The organism is Paenarthrobacter sp. A20, from assembly GCF_024168825.1.
In the GTDB taxonomy this organism is placed as follows: domain Bacteria; phylum Actinomycetota; class Actinomycetes; order Actinomycetales; family Micrococcaceae; genus Arthrobacter.
In genome coordinates, this window is the sequence record NZ_JALJWH010000001.1 from 2,434,660 (window position 1) to 2,449,817 (window position 15,158).

Genomic DNA, 15,158 nt, shown 5'->3' on the forward strand with positions numbered 1-15,158 from the left:
TATCGCGGCAGGGAACACACATCCGGCGACCTCACCGCAGGTATTGCGGGCTGTGGTCATCCAACGACTCCCAAGGGATGCGGCGACTATGATCGTTGGTAGAGGAACCCCGGGTTGCCCCGTGCAACCGTGTCCGGTCCCGTGAATCGTCACTCGAAGAAGAGGTTCAAGTGTCTCCTGCACCAATGACCCAGCAGTATTCCACGATTTCGCCGTCGCTCGCCGTCGGCATCGACGAACCCGACCGCAACCTTGCGCTTGAACTCGTCCGCGTCACCGAGGCCGCTGCCATTGCCGGCGGCCACTGGGTAGGCTTCGGCGACAAAAACAAGGCGGACGGCGCCGCCGTCGACGCCATGCGTTCGTTCCTTCACACAGTCCACTTCAACGGCGTCGTGGTCATCGGTGAAGGCGAAAAAGATGAAGCCCCCATGCTGTTCAACGGTGAGCAGGTTGGTGACGGCACCGGCCCTGAGTGCGATGTCGCCGTCGACCCCATCGACGGAACCCGCCTGACCGCCCTTGGCATCAACAACGCCCTCGCTGTTCTGGCAGTGGCGGAACGTGGATCCATGTTCGACCCCTCGGCGGTCTTCTACATGGAGAAACTGGTTACCGGGCCTGAAGCTGCCGACATGGTTGACCTTCGCCTGCCCGTCAAGCAGAACCTGCACCTCATCGCCAAGGCCAAGGGCGTCAAGGTCAACCAGCTCAATGTCATGATCCTGGACCGCGACCGCCACCGCCCGCTCGTGGAAGAAATCCGCGAAGCCGGTGCACGCACCAAGTTCATCATGGACGGCGACGTGGCCGGCGCCATCGCAGCAGCCCGCTCCGGCACCGGTGTTGACGCCCTCATGGGCATCGGAGGCACCCCGGAAGGCATCGTTGCAGCCTGCGCCATCAAGTCCCTCGGTGGCGTCATCCAGGGCCGCCTGTGGCCGACGTCGGACGAAGAGAAGCAGAAGGCCATCGACGCCGGACACGACCTCGACCGCGTGTTGTCCACCAACGACCTCGTCACCTCCGATAACTGCTACTTCGCAGCTACCGGCATCACCGACGGCGACCTCCTCCACGGCGTGCGCTACCAGAAGGACCGCGTCATGACGCAGTCCATCGTGATGCGCTCCAAGTCGGGGACCGTCCGCTTCGTCGAAGCTGAGCACCACGCTTCCAAGTGGGAGACGTACGCGCGCAAGCCGTAACCCCTACGCAGCCAACAGAAGGACGGCGGGCATCGCTCGGCGGCTATCTCCTCGTACCTCGTCGATTTGATGCCGCTTTCGCGATACTCGCCGTCCTTCTCTGTGCCCGGCCGGGTTCGGCTTCGCGCTGATAAAGGGTGGGGGGCCGTGCCGGGGGTGTGCCGCCACCACCTACTTTGATATTCCAACTCCTCGGACACGCCGGGTTCCCCGGCATGTCCGAGTGCCACCGGCTCCAAAGTTAGTGCTGGAGGTACGGGCGGATCGCGGGAATCGCCTAGCGGAGCCTGTCGCGGAGCTTTCTGGCCAGTTGGTAGGCGCCGTAGCGGAGTTTGTTGACCGGGAGGTCCCATGTGCCGGGGTAGGAGACTTCGCGGCCACCGAAGGACTTCTTGAACGCCGTGAAGCCTGCCCATTTGTGGTCCGGCTGGTCTTCCGGCGCTACTCCCCAGAGGTCCACGTGCTTGAGGCCCTTTTCCTTGGCATCGGCCATGAGCGTTACCAGGAGGGGGATGCCCGCGCTGAGCTTACGGTGGGTGTCGTCCAGGGCTGCGTGGGCGTAGACGCGGGTGTCAGCGGAGTCGTAGGCGAAGGCTGCGGCGATCGGTTCGCCCTCAAGGTCTGCGATGAACAGCGTTCCCGCGCCCGAGGGCAGCAGGGATGCGGCCACTTGCGTGAGGTATTCATCGCTCTGGGGTTTGAAACCGTTACGGGCAGCGGTCAGGTGGAGGAAGTGCAGGAGCACGGAAATATCGGCGGGGTCCTGGGAGGCCCGGAACGTCACACCCTTCTTGTGGATGTTCCGGTACAGGTTCCGGTTGGTGGGCTTCATGCCGGCCAGGACGTCCTTGAAGTCGCCGTCCAGGTCCACGATCCAACTCAGCTCGGGCTGCTGGTTGACCGGCGCCGGCCGGAAGCCGCGCCCGCGGAGGAGAGGACCGGCGTCGGATGCTGTGAAACCTGCGGCCGCAGGTTCCATCCGGATGAAGACCGCACGTTCTTTCTTCGCCAGTGACATCAAAGCCGCTGTGGCGGCGTCGAACGCTTCCACGGACTCCGCGACGGGGCCGTAGGGCGCATAAATGACCTTGCCGGCGGGGTTCTTTTCCTCAATGGCGAGGAAGCTCCAGCCCGGGCCGGACTGTTCGTGGACACGGCGTCCCAAGGAACGCTGGACAGCAGCCCATGCCGGGGTTTGCAGGAAAAACTCCATGAATCAGTTCCCCAGCCCTGTGGTCACTGCGAAAGCAATGCTGCTATCGGATGCGCCCTGGACAGGATGGATATTCACGGGGGCCTCGACGTCGGGGATGAACGCTGCTGCGCCACGCTGGAGCAGGAGGTCGCTCTTGGGGGAATCGAGCATGACCGAACCGGACACCACCACGACGACGGCGGGACCGTTCTGTGCCAGCGGCACAGGCTCGGCGCCCGGGCCAAGCTCAATGCGCTGCAGCTGGAATTCCTTGAAAGGCGGACGGTACAGTTCCTGCCCGAATTCCGTTCCGGTCGCCTCGATGCGCGGCACTCCCAGCGCTTCGAAACGGACCGTCTTCATCAGCTCCGGAACGTCCACGTGCTTGGGCGTGAGGCCGCCGCGAAGCACGTTGTCGGAGGAAGCCATGACTTCCAGGCCAAGGCCGTGGAGGTAGGCGTGGACATTACCGGCAGGCAGGTACACCACTTCACCGGGCTCCAGGGACAGGTGGTTGAGGAGCAGGGAGATGAGGACCCCGGGGTCTTCTGGGAAGGCTTCGTTGATGTCCAGCATTGCCGTCAATGCTTCCCGATGCGGCTCCAGTGGTGCCCCGGCAGAGAAGACGGCGACTACCTCGTTGATCGCGTCGGAAACTTGGCTTCCGCCGTCGATGAGGCGGCTGAAGGCGGCCTTCAGGCCAGCGGGCTCGTCCGGCGCGGAAAGGTCCGAAATGACATGAGTGATAACGGGAGGAACAGAGATGGCAGCCGAATCAAGGATGCGGGCAAGATGCTCAAAAACGGCCTTGGACCCGGCGGAAGGACGGAAGCCACACAGAGCCTTGAACGGAGTCAACGCAAAGATCATCTCCGGCTTGTGGTTGTCGTCGCGGTAATTGCGTTCGGCGGCGCCGGAGGGGATTCCCGCTGCGTTTTCCCGGGCAAAGCCCTCCCGTGCCTGCTCGAGGCTGGGGTGCACCTGGAGTGACAAGGGCTGCTCGGCCGCCAGCAGTTTGGCGAGGAAGGGCAACCGTGGTCCGAATTCAGCCAGGCTATCGGAACCGAGGAAGCGCAGGGGATCCGATTCGATGAGCGCATTCAAGGGCTGCGTCACACCGTTGGGGTGAATGGCCGTGGAGGGGGAGTCCGGGTGGGCTCCAATCCACATTTCAGCTTCGGGACCACCCGATGCCGGCCGCCCCAGCAAGTCTGCGATCGCCGTCGTCGAACCCCACGCGTAGGGTCGCAAAACATTCTCAATTTGGTACACGAAAGAAAGTCCTTATCGTTGCGCTGAACGTGGGTGGAACGGACCTGCAAGCTTACAGCGGTGCGCACTGTCCGTTGGTGGCGACGAGGTCACGGATGCCCTGCTCGTCGCCCTGGGCCTTGAGGCCGTTCAACAATTCGATGGTGATCGGCGTGCCGTCCGGTGTGGTGGTTACCGGCGTGAAATCCGCTGACGGCGACGGCAACTGGCTTGCGGGATTGAGCCCGGCAACCGGACCGGCGGCCATGACGGTACCGGCAGCGCCGTCGTCATAGGACACGACGGCGTCACTCGCCTTGGGCGTGTTGGACGACGCCAGGACTTCCTGGACCTTGGAGTGGATCAGGTCGAAGTCCGGCACGGTGGAGAACGACGTATCAAAGTCCGGAGGCCCGATGGTCAGGCGCTTGACGGGCTGGTTCTTCGACTTCAGCGCCAGGTCCACGAAACTGCCCAGCTGATTGGAAGAAATATTGGAATCCACCACCTTGGTCCCGGCATTGGCGATGTCCTCGAACTTGGTCAGCAGGGTGGCCGGATCAAGTTGCTTGAGCATGGCCTGCTGCACGCACTGCTGGCGCGCAATGCGGGCGTAGTCGTCCACGAACTCGCGGGAACGGCCATACCAAAGGGCATGGAAGCCATCCAGGTGCTGGTCGCCGGCGGGGATCCAGCCATCGGGCATGCCGTGGATTCCGTTGGCCTCATCCGTGACGGGACCACTGATGGGAACCCACCCGCCGGCCTTGATGCGGATTCCACCCATCGCGTCGATGAGCTTGGCGAACCCGTCCATGTCCACCAGGACGTAAGCCTGGACGGTGATGCCCAAGGTGCCTGACACCGCTTCCAGCGTGGCCTGCGCGCCGGGATCGGCAACGCCGGGGTAGAGGTCTTGATAATTGTTGGTGACCTCGGTGTTGACGGCATTGATGAGGCATTCGTCGCCGCAGTTGTAGCCCTCGGGATAAACCTCGCGCATGGGCGAGCCCTCGCTGAACTGGGCATTCTGGAGGTTGCGTGGGACGGAGATGATGGCACTCTCGCCCGTTTTTGCGTCGACGCTGATAACGGAGAGGCTGTCCGGGCGCCGGCCCGTCCTGTCGTCCCCGGCGTCGCCACCCATCATGAGGAAGTTGTAGCGTCCGTCCACGGGATCGATGGCCGGACCGGCATTGAAGATGCTGCCGATGGCGTTGCGGCTCACGTTCAGGACGTAGGCGATGTAGCCTAACGATCCGCTGGCGAGGATGGTGGAGACTGCCACCACCACGGCAATGATCGGCCGCATTCCCGGTGCCAGGAGCGTCGGCCTGATAATCCGCAAAGTGTTGAGGAACAGGTAAGCCCAGCCCAAAGCCAACGCCACCAGGACCACGATGATGATGAGGGATCCGACGGGGTGGGTGACGATGCTGAGCAGCATGGTGCGGTTGACCAAGGCAATGAAGAGGGTCAGCAGCGCCAATGCCCACACGGTGAGCGTGATGCGCAGCGCCACCCGGCCAAGTTTCCGGTCCCCGGCAACGATCTGGGCGCTGCCGGGGATGAAGAGGGTGAGCAGGACCAGCACGAAGGCGCGTTTGGTCCGTACCGGGGCGCTTGCGCCGGACGGATAGCGGACAGGATCAGTCAGGGCGGAACCGGGCTGATTCGAGGTCTTGTGCATGGTAGTCAACCGCTGCCTTCCTAGCGGGAGCTCCGGGCTGAGGCGTTGGCGGGAGAGAAGACTTCTTCTACTTTGCGCCGAAGGTTTTCACCCTTCTTGGTGGCGACGTCGTTCAGTTCCTGGGCAAACGTGAGCAGGTCCGACCGGAGCTTTGAGGCAAGTTCATCCGTTCCGGAGGCCAGGACGCGCACGGCCAGGAGACCAGCATTACGGGCGCCTGCGATGGAGACCGTGGCCACCGGTACGCCGGCGGGCATCTGCACGATGGACAGGAGGGAATCCATACCGTCCAGGGTCTTCAGGGGGACCGGAACGCCAATCACGGGAAGGGGGGTGACTGAGGCAAGCATGCCGGGGAGGTGGGCTGCGCCCCCGGCGCCGGCGATGATGACCCGGAGACCACGTTCATGGGCTGTCTGGCCGTAACGGATCATTTCCGTGGGCATGCGGTGTGCCGAAACGACGTCCGCTTCGAAGGGGATGCCGAACTCGGCCAAGGCGTCCGCGGCGGCCTCCATGACCGGCCAATCGGAATCCGAACCCATCACGAGCCCAACCAGCGGGGCTGTTGATTCTGACGTCATGCGGTCTCCTCGGAGGTAGTCTGCGCCGGCATGCGGCCGTCACGGATGATGTCTGCAACGGCTGTGGCGCGCTGGCGGACGGAGTCGACGTCGGAAACCGAGCTGCCGACAAGGTTGACGTGGCCGATCTTGCGGCCGGGGCGAACGGACTTGCCGTAGGAGTGGACCTTCGCTGCCGGTTCGTAGGCCAAAGCCATGGGGAAGGCCTTGAAGAGGTCCTGGTTTTCGCCGCCAAGGAAGTTCTTCATGACTACTACCGGGGCCAACGCGTCGGTAGCACCGAGCGGGAGGTCCAGCACAGCCCGAAGGTGCTGTTCGAACTGGCTGGTGATGGAACCGTCCTGCGTCCAGTGACCAGTGTTGTGCGGGCGCATGGCAAGTTCGTTGATCAGGAAGCCTGCTCCGACACCCGGGGTTTCAAACAGCTCTGCAGCCATGACACCCGTGACGCCAAGCTCGTTGGCGATGCGCAGCGCAGCTTCTTCGGCGGCAGCTGCCACCTCAAGGGGAATGTTCTGGGCCGGTGCGATGACTTCGTCGCACACCCCGTCCACCTGGATGGTGTGGACCACGGGCCAGGCACGGGACTCGCCGCTGGGCGTGCGGGCCACCAGGGCGGAGAGCTCGCGGCTGAAGTCCACCTTGGCTTCTGCCAGCAGGGGGCTCATTGCCTGGAACCAGTCGGCAGTTTCCAAGGCTTCGTCCGGGGAGTCAACGATCCTGACTCCCTTGCCGTCATAGCCACCGCGGGGCGTCTTCAAGACGACGGGCCAGCCGATCCTTTCGCCGAAGGCCACGAGCTCTTCAACGGTGTTGACTGCTGACCACTCCGGGTTGGGAAGGCCGAGCCGGTCGATCGCAGCCCTCATGACCAGCTTGTCCTGGGCATTGACCAAGGCATCAGGTCCGGGCTGGACGTTAACGCCGGCATCCAGCAGGGCCTGCAGGTGTTCCGTGGGAACGTGCTCGTGGTCGAAGGTCAGCACGTCCAGGCCCTTGGAAAACTCGAGGAGAGCGTCCAGGTCCTTGTAGTCACCGATCGGGGCTGTGGCCACTGCGGCTACAGCCGAAACGTCCTCACCCTCGGCCAAAACACGGAGTTCGAAGCCCAGGGCGGTAGCGGGCGGGGCCATCATTCGTGCGAGCTGGCCGCCGCCAACAACGCCAATTACTGGAAAAGTCACAATGTTCAGCCTACCGAACCGGTGGCAGGATCACTGATTCTGCCGTCCTCCGGGCCGGTTTTTTGCGGCGTGAAGCGCCAGTATCGGCGTTCTCACAGCCCACCCAAAGGCAGCGCTTGGAAATCGGCGCTAAAATGGGTTTGGCCCATCGGCCCACTTTTCAACGGCCATGGAGGGTCATGATCACCACACTTGCAGATCGCATCCGCGGACTTGCCTCGCTTTTTTGGCGTGAGGTAGCAAAGTTCGGCGCCGTCGGCGGTGTTGCTTTTGTCATTGACTCGGCCGTTTTCATCTGGCTTTTCTCCGGTCCGATGCACGGCAGCGAAGTGTGGGCAAAAGCCATTGCAACGATTGTTGCCAGTGTTTTCTCCTGGGTCGCAAACCGTTTCTGGACCTTCCGCCACCGCAAACAGGCCAACGTCGTCCGTGAAGCCGTGCTTTTTGCCGTCATGAACCTCGTGGGCCTCCTGATTGCATCAGGGTGCGTTTGGTTCGCCAAATACGTCCTGGACCTCAATGACAAGCCTTCGCTGTTCATCGCCGGCAGCGTCGTGGGGCTCATCCTGGGCACTATCTTCCGCTTCTTCGCATACCGGTTCTGGGTGTTCAACGAAGAATTGGATGCCGAGCCGGAATTCTCACACGACCACGAGATCATCGAGCTTCACCACAAGGCCAAGGCCGGCGCGGAAAGCGGTGCTGCGAACCCGGCCACCGGCGAGTTCCCCTCAATCAAGAACGGCTGACGCGCTCGTTCTCCAGCAGGTGCCCGGTGACTTCCAGGTCCGGGTGGACCAACACTACTGAGCCATCTTCCTTCCAGGCACCCAACGACGCTGCAAGGCAGGGCTCCAAGCCTTCGGCGGCACGTACCAGAAGGCGCACGCCGGGTTCCTGCGCACCGGCAAAACCGTCGATGAGGGCTTCGTGCGTGAGCGCTGATGCGCCCCGCACTGCCGGCAGCTCCGCCCCAGGGTCACTGTGCGCCATGAAGACATCGCCATGGGAGCGGACTTCCGCCGCGTAATCCACGACGCCGGATGGCAGCTCTCCCGGCCAGCGCATCGCCAGTGCCGCGAGCGGTACGGCGACGACAGCGTCGAAGCCTGCCCCGGCGTCGTCGTTGGGCTTGTCTGTGACCAGAAGATCCGCCGAGGTCTCATCGAAGACCACTTCCATCCCGAGCTGCCACGCCGCCAATGCCCAGACAAAGGACTTCCAGTGCGCCGGCAGGTCCAGCCGGATTGCCATTCCGGGTTCGGCGTCCAGTTCGTCCTGCAGGAGATTGCTGGTCTTGGCTACCCAGTTATCCAGGACCCGGCCGGAGAGCTCTACCCGTTCGGAGTCGGGACCGTACCAAGTGAGTCGTGGTGACGTTGAATGTCCGGATCGCAGGGTGGTCATCAGGTTCACTGCCGGGATGCTCATGCGTCAATCTTGCCACGGTGATCCCGCGCCGTCCTTGGGGTTGGCACGACGATTGTGAATTGCGCCACATGCGATTTTGTCCAATCGGTGGGGGCTCCGGGCTGGCTCTGTTGTTTTCCGCGGAAATTCAATGAAAGTTCACGTAAATCGATGCGGGGCTCCCATTTGCCGCGGGTAGATGCGGCGACGCCGCCAAAAATGTTGGGCGTGGCGCATCCCACGTTTCTACGGATTCTTGATTATTATCGCGGCGCGGCTTGACTGGTGGGTAGTTACACGCGTGTAATTAGTAATCAAACGCCGCTGCACAGAGGACCGGAACGTCGCCGGGAATCGGAAATACATCCAAGCAGCAGCTGCAAAATCAGGAGGGACGCCATGGGGCAAGCGTTGCGTATCCAGGAAGATGCAGTCGTCGCAGAACATGCGTCGGTGAAATACCGTTCGCGGGAAGTACCGGGGGATTGGTACGTCGACCCAGCGGACCCGGAAGCGGCAGACCGATACAACCAGAATGTGCAGGACTCTTTGGAGGATCAGGCAACTGCCCTCCTGGCCGCACACGAAGCGCTGATCGGTGACCTGCCCGCTGGGCCGGACGAAGATGTGGATGACCCTCCCATGGAGTTGCGTCGTCCGCTTGAGACGCCGGGGCAGCCCGTGTGGATCGGCCTTCCCGGCCAAGGCGATTTCGATGACGAAGGCGAACTTGGTTGGCAGACTGATGCGCTGTGCGCGCAGACCGATCCGGAAGCCTTCTTCCCCGAAAAGGGTGGATCAACCAGGGATGCCAAAAAGGTCTGCGGAGCGTGCAACGTCCGTTCGCAGTGCTTGGAGTACGCCCTCGCCAATGACGAGCGGTTCGGTATTTGGGGCGGACTCTCTGAGCGGGAACGTCGTCGGCTAAGGAAGCGAGCGGTCTAATTCTCAAGGAAGTTCATGTTACCGCCGTCGTGGTTTCCCACGATGGCGGCAACTATCTCCCCAGGACACTGGCGGCACTGTCGAACCAGACGCGTTCGGCAGATGCCGCCATTGGCATTGATACAGGTTCCACAGACAACTCGCTGGACTTGCTCCGTGAAGCTTTCAGCCAGGACAAGGTCACCACCTTCCAGCAAGCGAAGTCCGGCTTTGGCGCCGCCATCCAGGCAGGGCTGCAGGAGCTGGCTCCGGAGAGCGGCAGGGACAAGGACGGCAACGGAACTGAAACCGGCCCGGTCAAGTGGCTATGGCTTCTTCATGACGACGCTGCGCCGGCACCGGACGCCTTGGCGGAGCTTCTCCACGCCGTGGAACGGGCCCCTTCAGTCACTGTTGCCGGATGCAAGCAGCTCGGTTGGGACAACGAGCGGCATCTGGTGGACGTAGGACTCTCCACCAGCCGCTGGGCTGAGCGCCTGACATTGATCGACGCGGACGAAGTCGACCAAGGCCAATACGATGCCCGCACGGACACCTTCGCCGTGAATTCCGCCGGCATGTTGGTCCGCCTCGATGTCTGGGAACAGCTGCAGGGCTTTGACCCTGCCCTGCCCGGTAGCGGCGATGACGTGGATTTCTGCTGGCGCAACTGGCTTGCGGGCAACAGGGTCGTGGTCGTACCGAGCGCCCGCATGTTCCACGTCGAGCACCGCCCGCATGGTTTGGGGACTTCCTCCGCCGCGCGCAAAGCCCAGATCCATATGCGGCTCAAGCACACGCCGTGGTGGAACGTGCCGTTCCAAGCTGTCGGGGCTTTGTTCGGTGCGATGGTTCGCCTGGTGTTGAGCATCCTGGTCAAGGAACCGGGCTATGGCTTCTCCCAGTTCACCGCAACTGTTGCGGCCTTGATGCGGCCTTTGGCCATTGGCAGGGGCCGCCGCATCGCGGCCAGGACACGCCGCGTTCACCGCTCCGTGGTCAGGGGCCTGCAGACGTCCACACGCGAGGTCCGGGCCAACAGGCGGTCATTGCTGGAAGCGATCCGTCCGAGTGAAGAAACTTCCGCTGTCTCGGACCTGCTGGCTCCCGAACCAAGCGGAGATGCCGCGGACGACTTTGCGGCGCTGGCAACAAACGAACGTGGATGGGTGGGTACAGGGGCAGTTGCAGCCGCCTTGCTTGCCCTGGCCGCCGCACTGGTTGGACTGCTCGGACTGGTCCGTTCCGGCACAGTTGCCGGTGGCGGGCTGCTTCCTCTGGCGGCATCGCCGGCTGACATTTGGGGCAACGCCTCCACTTGGTGGATATCCCTTGGAGCAGGACTGCCCGGGCATGGCGATCCGTTCGGCTATGTGTTGTGGCTGCTGTCCTTCGTTGGCGGCGGAGACGGCGATTCGGCCATGGCCTGGTTGTTGATCCTTGCCATGCCACTGTCCGCTGTCGGCGCGTGGTTTGCCGCGGGTGCGTTGACTGCCAAGCGCCGTTTCCGGACGGTGGCGGCCCTGGCTTGGTCCGCCGCGCCGGCACTGCTGATCGCGATCAACGAGGGCCGCGCGGGAGCCCTGGTTGCACACGTCATGATGCCATTGCTGCTGCTTGCCCTGCTGCGCGCCTCAGGATCTGCCATCGGCCAAGGACGTTCGCACGCAGTAACGTCACTCAGCAGGCGTCCGGCTCCGATCCTTGGAAAACCGGGCATCAACGGGACACCGTCCTGGACAGCCGCGGCAGCCGGGGGACTGGTAATGGCCATTGTGACTGCCTCGGCACCGTCCCTGTTGGGCCCGATTGCCGTTGCGGTGATCCTGGCCGCCGTCATCCTCGGACAACGCGGCAAGACCCTCTGGTGGTCGCTTCTTCCCACCGTAGCTTTGTTCCTGCCGTACGGAATCTCCGTATTGGACAGGCCCCGTGCCTTGCTCGCTGATCCCGGCGTGCCGCTCACCTTCGAGGCAGCACCGCTGTGGCAACAACTGCTGGGCCAGCCGCTGGCTTTTGACGTCGACGCAGGACTGACCGGCCTGACGCTCTTTGGTCCCGGAGCCATGCCCTGGGCACTGCTGCTCGCCCTGTTGGTCAGCGCGCCGGTCCTGATACTCGCCGTTGCGGCATTGTTCCTGCCCGGCAAGCGCACCGCCCTGGCCAGGGTCTTCTGGCTGGCAGCGTTGACCATTTTGGCAAGCGGATGGCTGGTGGGTCATGTCGCCACGGGCGTGAACAACAACGTCATTGTGGGACCCTTTACCGGTCCGGCCGTATCGGCGGCGGGCATGTTGCTGCTCGGGGCTGCCGTCATCGGTGCCGATAAGATCTTTGCCGCTCCCCGCCGGATGACTGATTCGCAACGTCGACGACTGCCGCTGCGGCCCATCGCGTCCGGACTGGCCTTGGCTCTCCTCGTCGCCGGGCCCTTGGCCGGCATGGGCGCATGGGCAGTACAGAATGTCCTTCAGCCGTCCCCAGCACCCGGGGCGACAGCGGCACCGGACGCTACCAGGCCGACGTCGTCCCTCGGCTCCCCACGCCAGGTGTGGCCGGTGGACTCAGCTACTTTGCCGGCCACCGCGGTGGACCGTGGCCAGGGACCTGAACGTACCCGGACCCTGGTTATCACCAGCGGTGAGCAGGGTGCCTTCACGTCATCGCTGATGCGCGGCGCGGGCACGACCCTGGACAGTCTGTCCACTATTGCCTCCGCCCGGACCATCATCGGGGCGCCGGGCCGCGAAGAAACGGCCGCCGACGACGCTGCCACCGCATCCCTCCGCCGTGCCGTGGCCACCATTGTGGCCAGCACCGGTGTGGACCCCCGCGCGGACTTGGAACAACTCGGCGCCGGATTCGTAGTCCTCAAGGCCGCGGACAACGCGGCACAGCTGACAGCCAGCAGGATCGACGCCGTCCCCGGCCTCGTTGCCGTCGGCCAGACCGACGCCGGGTGGCTGTGGCGTGTCACGCCGAAGAACCAGCCTGCAGCTACCGCCGCGGATACTGCCCACCGCGTTCGAATCGTGGATTCCAAGGGCGAAACAGTAGGAAACCTGCCGTCCGGGGAAGTGTCCGTGGATGCTGCCGTGCCGGCCGGCGACGAAGGCCGCCAGGTTGTCCTGGCCGAACGGTCCGATCCCGGCTGGACAGCATGGATCGACGGCCGCCAACTTAAGGCCACCACATCCGGCTGGTCGCAGGCCTTCGAACTTCCGGCCAGTGGTGGTGAGCTGGAAATCCGGTACACGAACCCTTGGGCCCTGTTGTTCGGAATCCTGCAGGCCGTGGTGATCGGATTGACGGTCCTGTTGGCCATTCCGATGCCAGCGCGCCGCACCCGAACCGGCATGTCGAGGGATGAAGTCTCCCTCCGTAAGGAGTACAGCAGTGTCTGACGACCAGAAGCCGCCGGTCGACCATAAAGCGTCCCGCAGCTCTCCCAAGGGCTCCCGAAGCTCCAACAAAGGCGTCATTACAGGCGTCCTCTCCGCAGTGGTCATCCTGGCCGCAGGCGGAGGTGCTGTTGCCGCGACCTCGATGGTGCCCCAGCCTTCCGGAGGTACCACTATGGATGTCCGGCAGGCTGATGTCCCTGCAGGGCGGTCCCTGGGTGTCTGCCCCGAGCCTGCAAGGCTGGTCAACGGCACCGTCGTGGGAACGGACGCGGACTTCAGCCCTGTCTCCACCACCGCAACCAGTGCCCTCAACGCTGTGGTGCTGAGCAATCCGGCCGGAACGGTTCCCGGAAGCAAGGTGACGTCGCTGGGAGGCGACGCGGTGGCTGAGATCGCCAAGGCCCCCACCAGCACTCCTACGCCAACGTCCGGTCCGCCAGTGCTGGCAGCAGGTGTTGCCTCTATTTCCCCCGTGAGCTCTCCGACAGTAGTAGGCGCGGATCCCCTGGGTAATGAGCAGGCATCCATGGCCGCCCATCTCAGCTATGCCGCAACAGATGGCGACCTCCGCGGCCTGGCCACGGCCCAATGCCAGCCGCCAGGTAACGATGCGTGGCTCCTGGGCGCCAACACCGCAGTGGGCCGCACGTCCGTCCTGAACCTGAGCAACGCCTCGGAGACTCCTGCGACAGTCAACCTCGACCTCTTCGGGTACGAAGGCCAGATCCAGGCACCAGGCGCGCGTGGCCTCCTGGTAGCTCCCGGAACCACCCGCTCAATAAACCTTGCGGGGCTCGCTCCGAGCGAATCCCAGCTTGCTGTCCACGTCCGCAGCACAGGCGGCCCTGTTTCCGGGACCATCCAGCAGAGCGTGCTGCGAGGACTCGCTCCCGGTGGCGTTGAGTATCTTTCGCCGGGAGACGGCCCCTCAAACCTGCAGGTGATGTCCGGGGTAGATATCCAGGACCCGGCCGCCACCAAGGCATTGGCCGGTAAATCAGGTTTCGCTGACGCTGTACCGGCCCTCCAAATCGCCGTTCCCGGTTCCACCGACGCCGTGGTGCAGGTGAGCCTGTACGGTGCCAATGGTGAACGAAAGCTTCCCAGCGGGGGAGTGGTGACGGTCAAGGGCGGATCAGTTGCCACGCTGAACCTGGAAGGAATTCCGGCCGGAACCTACACCGTCAAGGCGAGCTCGGACGTGGCATTCGTGGCATCGGCCCGCGTCACGCGGGGCGCCAAAGCCGAGGAAGCCACCGATTTCGCGTGGTCTCCGGCCTCGGCCCGCCTGGGAAGCCAGCATCTGGTAGCTGTTCCACGGGACGGCCAGAGGTTCCTGAGTTTTGGTGTGCCCGAGGGCCGCGGCACTATCAGCTACGCTCCAGTGACCGCCAACGGTGCGGTGGGCAAGGCAGTTGACGTCGATATGTCCGGTGGGACCACGTCGTTGATAGAGCTCCCTGCAAAGTCCGGAGACTCGCCGATAGCAGGGTATGTGGTCTCAGCTTCCGGCGACCCGATTTATGGGGCCTTGATCCTGGGCAAACAGGGCCGTGCGGACGTTTCCGTCGTGGCAATCCAGGACGCAGCGGCGGGACTTGAGAAGGTCCCGGTCTCGGTGGGGTACTAGCCCGGGGTGGGCGGGCAGCGAAAGCCGCCTGCCGCCGTCGTTATTGATACAGGGTTATTGATACCGGCGGCGGTACACGGGATCGAGTGTTTCCGGCGGCACGCCCAGCATTTCGGCGGTGTACTCGACCACGACATCATGGACCAGGTCCTGCAGTTCCTCACGGGTGTTGGAGCCTTGCTCCACCACCCGGCGGTAAACGGTGATCATGGGCGCTTCGCCACGGCCGCCGGGCGTATATGAGCCCATGGGGGCAGAGTTTCCAGTGGCGACCAGCTGTTCCAGATGGGGCGGGATTTCATCAACGGCAAAGAGCACGCCGTCGAGCTGTTTGCCCCACATGTCCTGGAGCCGCTCGGCGGAGTCCAGCACCATATCGTCGAACCGCTCTGACCGGGTTCGGAAACCAGGCAGGTTGGCGAGCATCAATTCGCCCCGCAGTCCCCGCCCGTGGCGGTTGCGCCGGCGCTGCCGGAAGCCGCGAACACCTGTACCGGCGTGTTCCCCCGCCTGATCGCCATCGGCGTCAGTCCACCGGATGTTGAACCCGGGAACATGTGGCTGTGACTGCATATATCGACTTTAGTACCGAGGAACCGCCAGCGCGACATCATGGCATGCACCGCGCCGGAGCTGGTGGCACTCATCGGTGTCCGTGGAGGGCGCGGGGGCCCCAAT

12 protein-coding genes are annotated in these 15,158 nt (G+C 63.7%); 5 read left to right on the plus strand and 7 right to left on the minus strand.

Annotation, left to right across the window (positions count from 1 at the left end; all coding sequences use genetic code 11):
- The first annotated feature begins 185 nt into the window (after positions 1 to 185).
- Entirely contained in the window at positions 186 to 1,208 is a 1,023-nt protein-coding gene (glpX, locus tag J3D46_RS11525) for a class II fructose-bisphosphatase (protein ID WP_011774031.1), read from the plus strand.
- Positions 1,209 to 1,485: 277 nt separating this feature from the next.
- On the opposite strand, the gene J3D46_RS11530 is transcribed toward glpX, so the two are convergent.
- The 5 genes from J3D46_RS11530 to J3D46_RS11550 are packed head-to-tail and all read right to left on the minus strand — an operon-like array spanning position 1,486 to position 7,112.
- Complete coding sequence (locus J3D46_RS11530; protein WP_253467247.1) at positions 1,486 to 2,421, minus strand: peptidoglycan bridge formation glycyltransferase FemA/FemB family protein; 936 nt, start codon at positions 2,419 to 2,421, stop codon at positions 1,486 to 1,488.
- A 3-nt stretch (positions 2,422 to 2,424) separates the two neighbouring features.
- The gene (gene manA / locus J3D46_RS11535; protein ID WP_253467250.1) at positions 2,425 to 3,675 is read right to left on the minus strand and encodes a mannose-6-phosphate isomerase, class I; all 1,251 of its coding nucleotides are present in this window, start codon (positions 3,673 to 3,675) and stop codon (positions 2,425 to 2,427) included.
- A gap of 52 nt (positions 3,676 to 3,727) precedes the next feature.
- Positions 3,728 to 5,344 carry an LCP family protein gene (locus J3D46_RS11540; RefSeq protein ID WP_253469207.1) on the minus strand — a complete coding sequence of 539 codons (1,617 nt, stop codon included), beginning with the start codon at positions 5,342 to 5,344 and terminating at the stop codon, positions 3,728 to 3,730.
- A gap of 20 nt (positions 5,345 to 5,364) precedes the next feature.
- The gene (gene purE, locus J3D46_RS11545) at positions 5,365 to 5,928 is read right to left on the minus strand and encodes a 5-(carboxyamino)imidazole ribonucleotide mutase (RefSeq protein WP_231338738.1); all 564 of its coding nucleotides are present in this window, start codon (positions 5,926 to 5,928) and stop codon (positions 5,365 to 5,367) included.
- Positions 5,925 to 7,112 carry a 5-(carboxyamino)imidazole ribonucleotide synthase gene (locus J3D46_RS11550; protein WP_308292025.1) on the minus strand — a complete coding sequence of 396 codons (1,188 nt, stop codon included), beginning with the start codon at positions 7,110 to 7,112 and terminating at the stop codon, positions 5,925 to 5,927. Before J3D46_RS11550 ends, purE begins: the two co-directional genes overlap by 4 nt.
- 179 nt (positions 7,113 to 7,291) lie before the next feature.
- Between J3D46_RS11550 and J3D46_RS11555 the strand changes: the two genes are divergently transcribed.
- A complete protein-coding gene (locus tag J3D46_RS11555) occupies positions 7,292 to 7,861 on the plus strand; it encodes a GtrA family protein (protein WP_231338737.1) in 570 nt (189 codons plus the stop codon).
- On the opposite strand, the gene J3D46_RS11560 is transcribed toward J3D46_RS11555, so the two are convergent.
- Positions 7,848 to 8,543, minus strand: coding sequence for a TIGR03089 family protein (locus J3D46_RS11560; RefSeq protein ID WP_231338736.1), 696 nt, complete (start codon positions 8,541 to 8,543; stop codon positions 7,848 to 7,850). The two genes, J3D46_RS11555 and J3D46_RS11560, sit on opposite strands and share 14 nt — an antisense overlap.
- A 378-nt stretch (positions 8,544 to 8,921) precedes the next feature.
- On the opposite strand from J3D46_RS11560, the gene J3D46_RS11565 reads away from it, so the two are divergent.
- From J3D46_RS11565 to J3D46_RS11575, 3 genes are read left to right on the plus strand one after another with little or no spacing between them, the layout of a single operon-like run.
- Positions 8,922 to 9,467 (plus strand): WhiB family transcriptional regulator, encoded by a 546-nt coding sequence (locus J3D46_RS11565; protein ID WP_159697921.1) that lies wholly within the window; start codon positions 8,922 to 8,924, stop codon positions 9,465 to 9,467.
- A gap of 29 nt (positions 9,468 to 9,496) precedes the next feature.
- On the plus strand, positions 9,497 to 12,850 hold the full coding sequence (locus J3D46_RS11570) for a glycosyltransferase (protein WP_253467253.1): 3,354 nt from the start codon (positions 9,497 to 9,499) through the stop codon (positions 12,848 to 12,850).
- Positions 12,843 to 14,480: a DUF5719 family protein gene (locus J3D46_RS11575; RefSeq protein WP_253467256.1), complete on the plus strand. Its 1,638-nt coding sequence runs from the start codon at positions 12,843 to 12,845 to the stop codon at positions 14,478 to 14,480. Before J3D46_RS11570 ends, J3D46_RS11575 begins: the two co-directional genes overlap by 8 nt.
- Positions 14,481 to 14,534: 54 nt before the next feature.
- On the opposite strand, the gene J3D46_RS11580 is transcribed toward J3D46_RS11575, so the two are convergent.
- Entirely contained in the window at positions 14,535 to 15,053 is a 519-nt protein-coding gene (locus tag J3D46_RS11580) for a metallopeptidase family protein (protein WP_231338732.1), read from the minus strand.
- Positions 15,054 to 15,158: the final 105 nt, after the last annotated feature.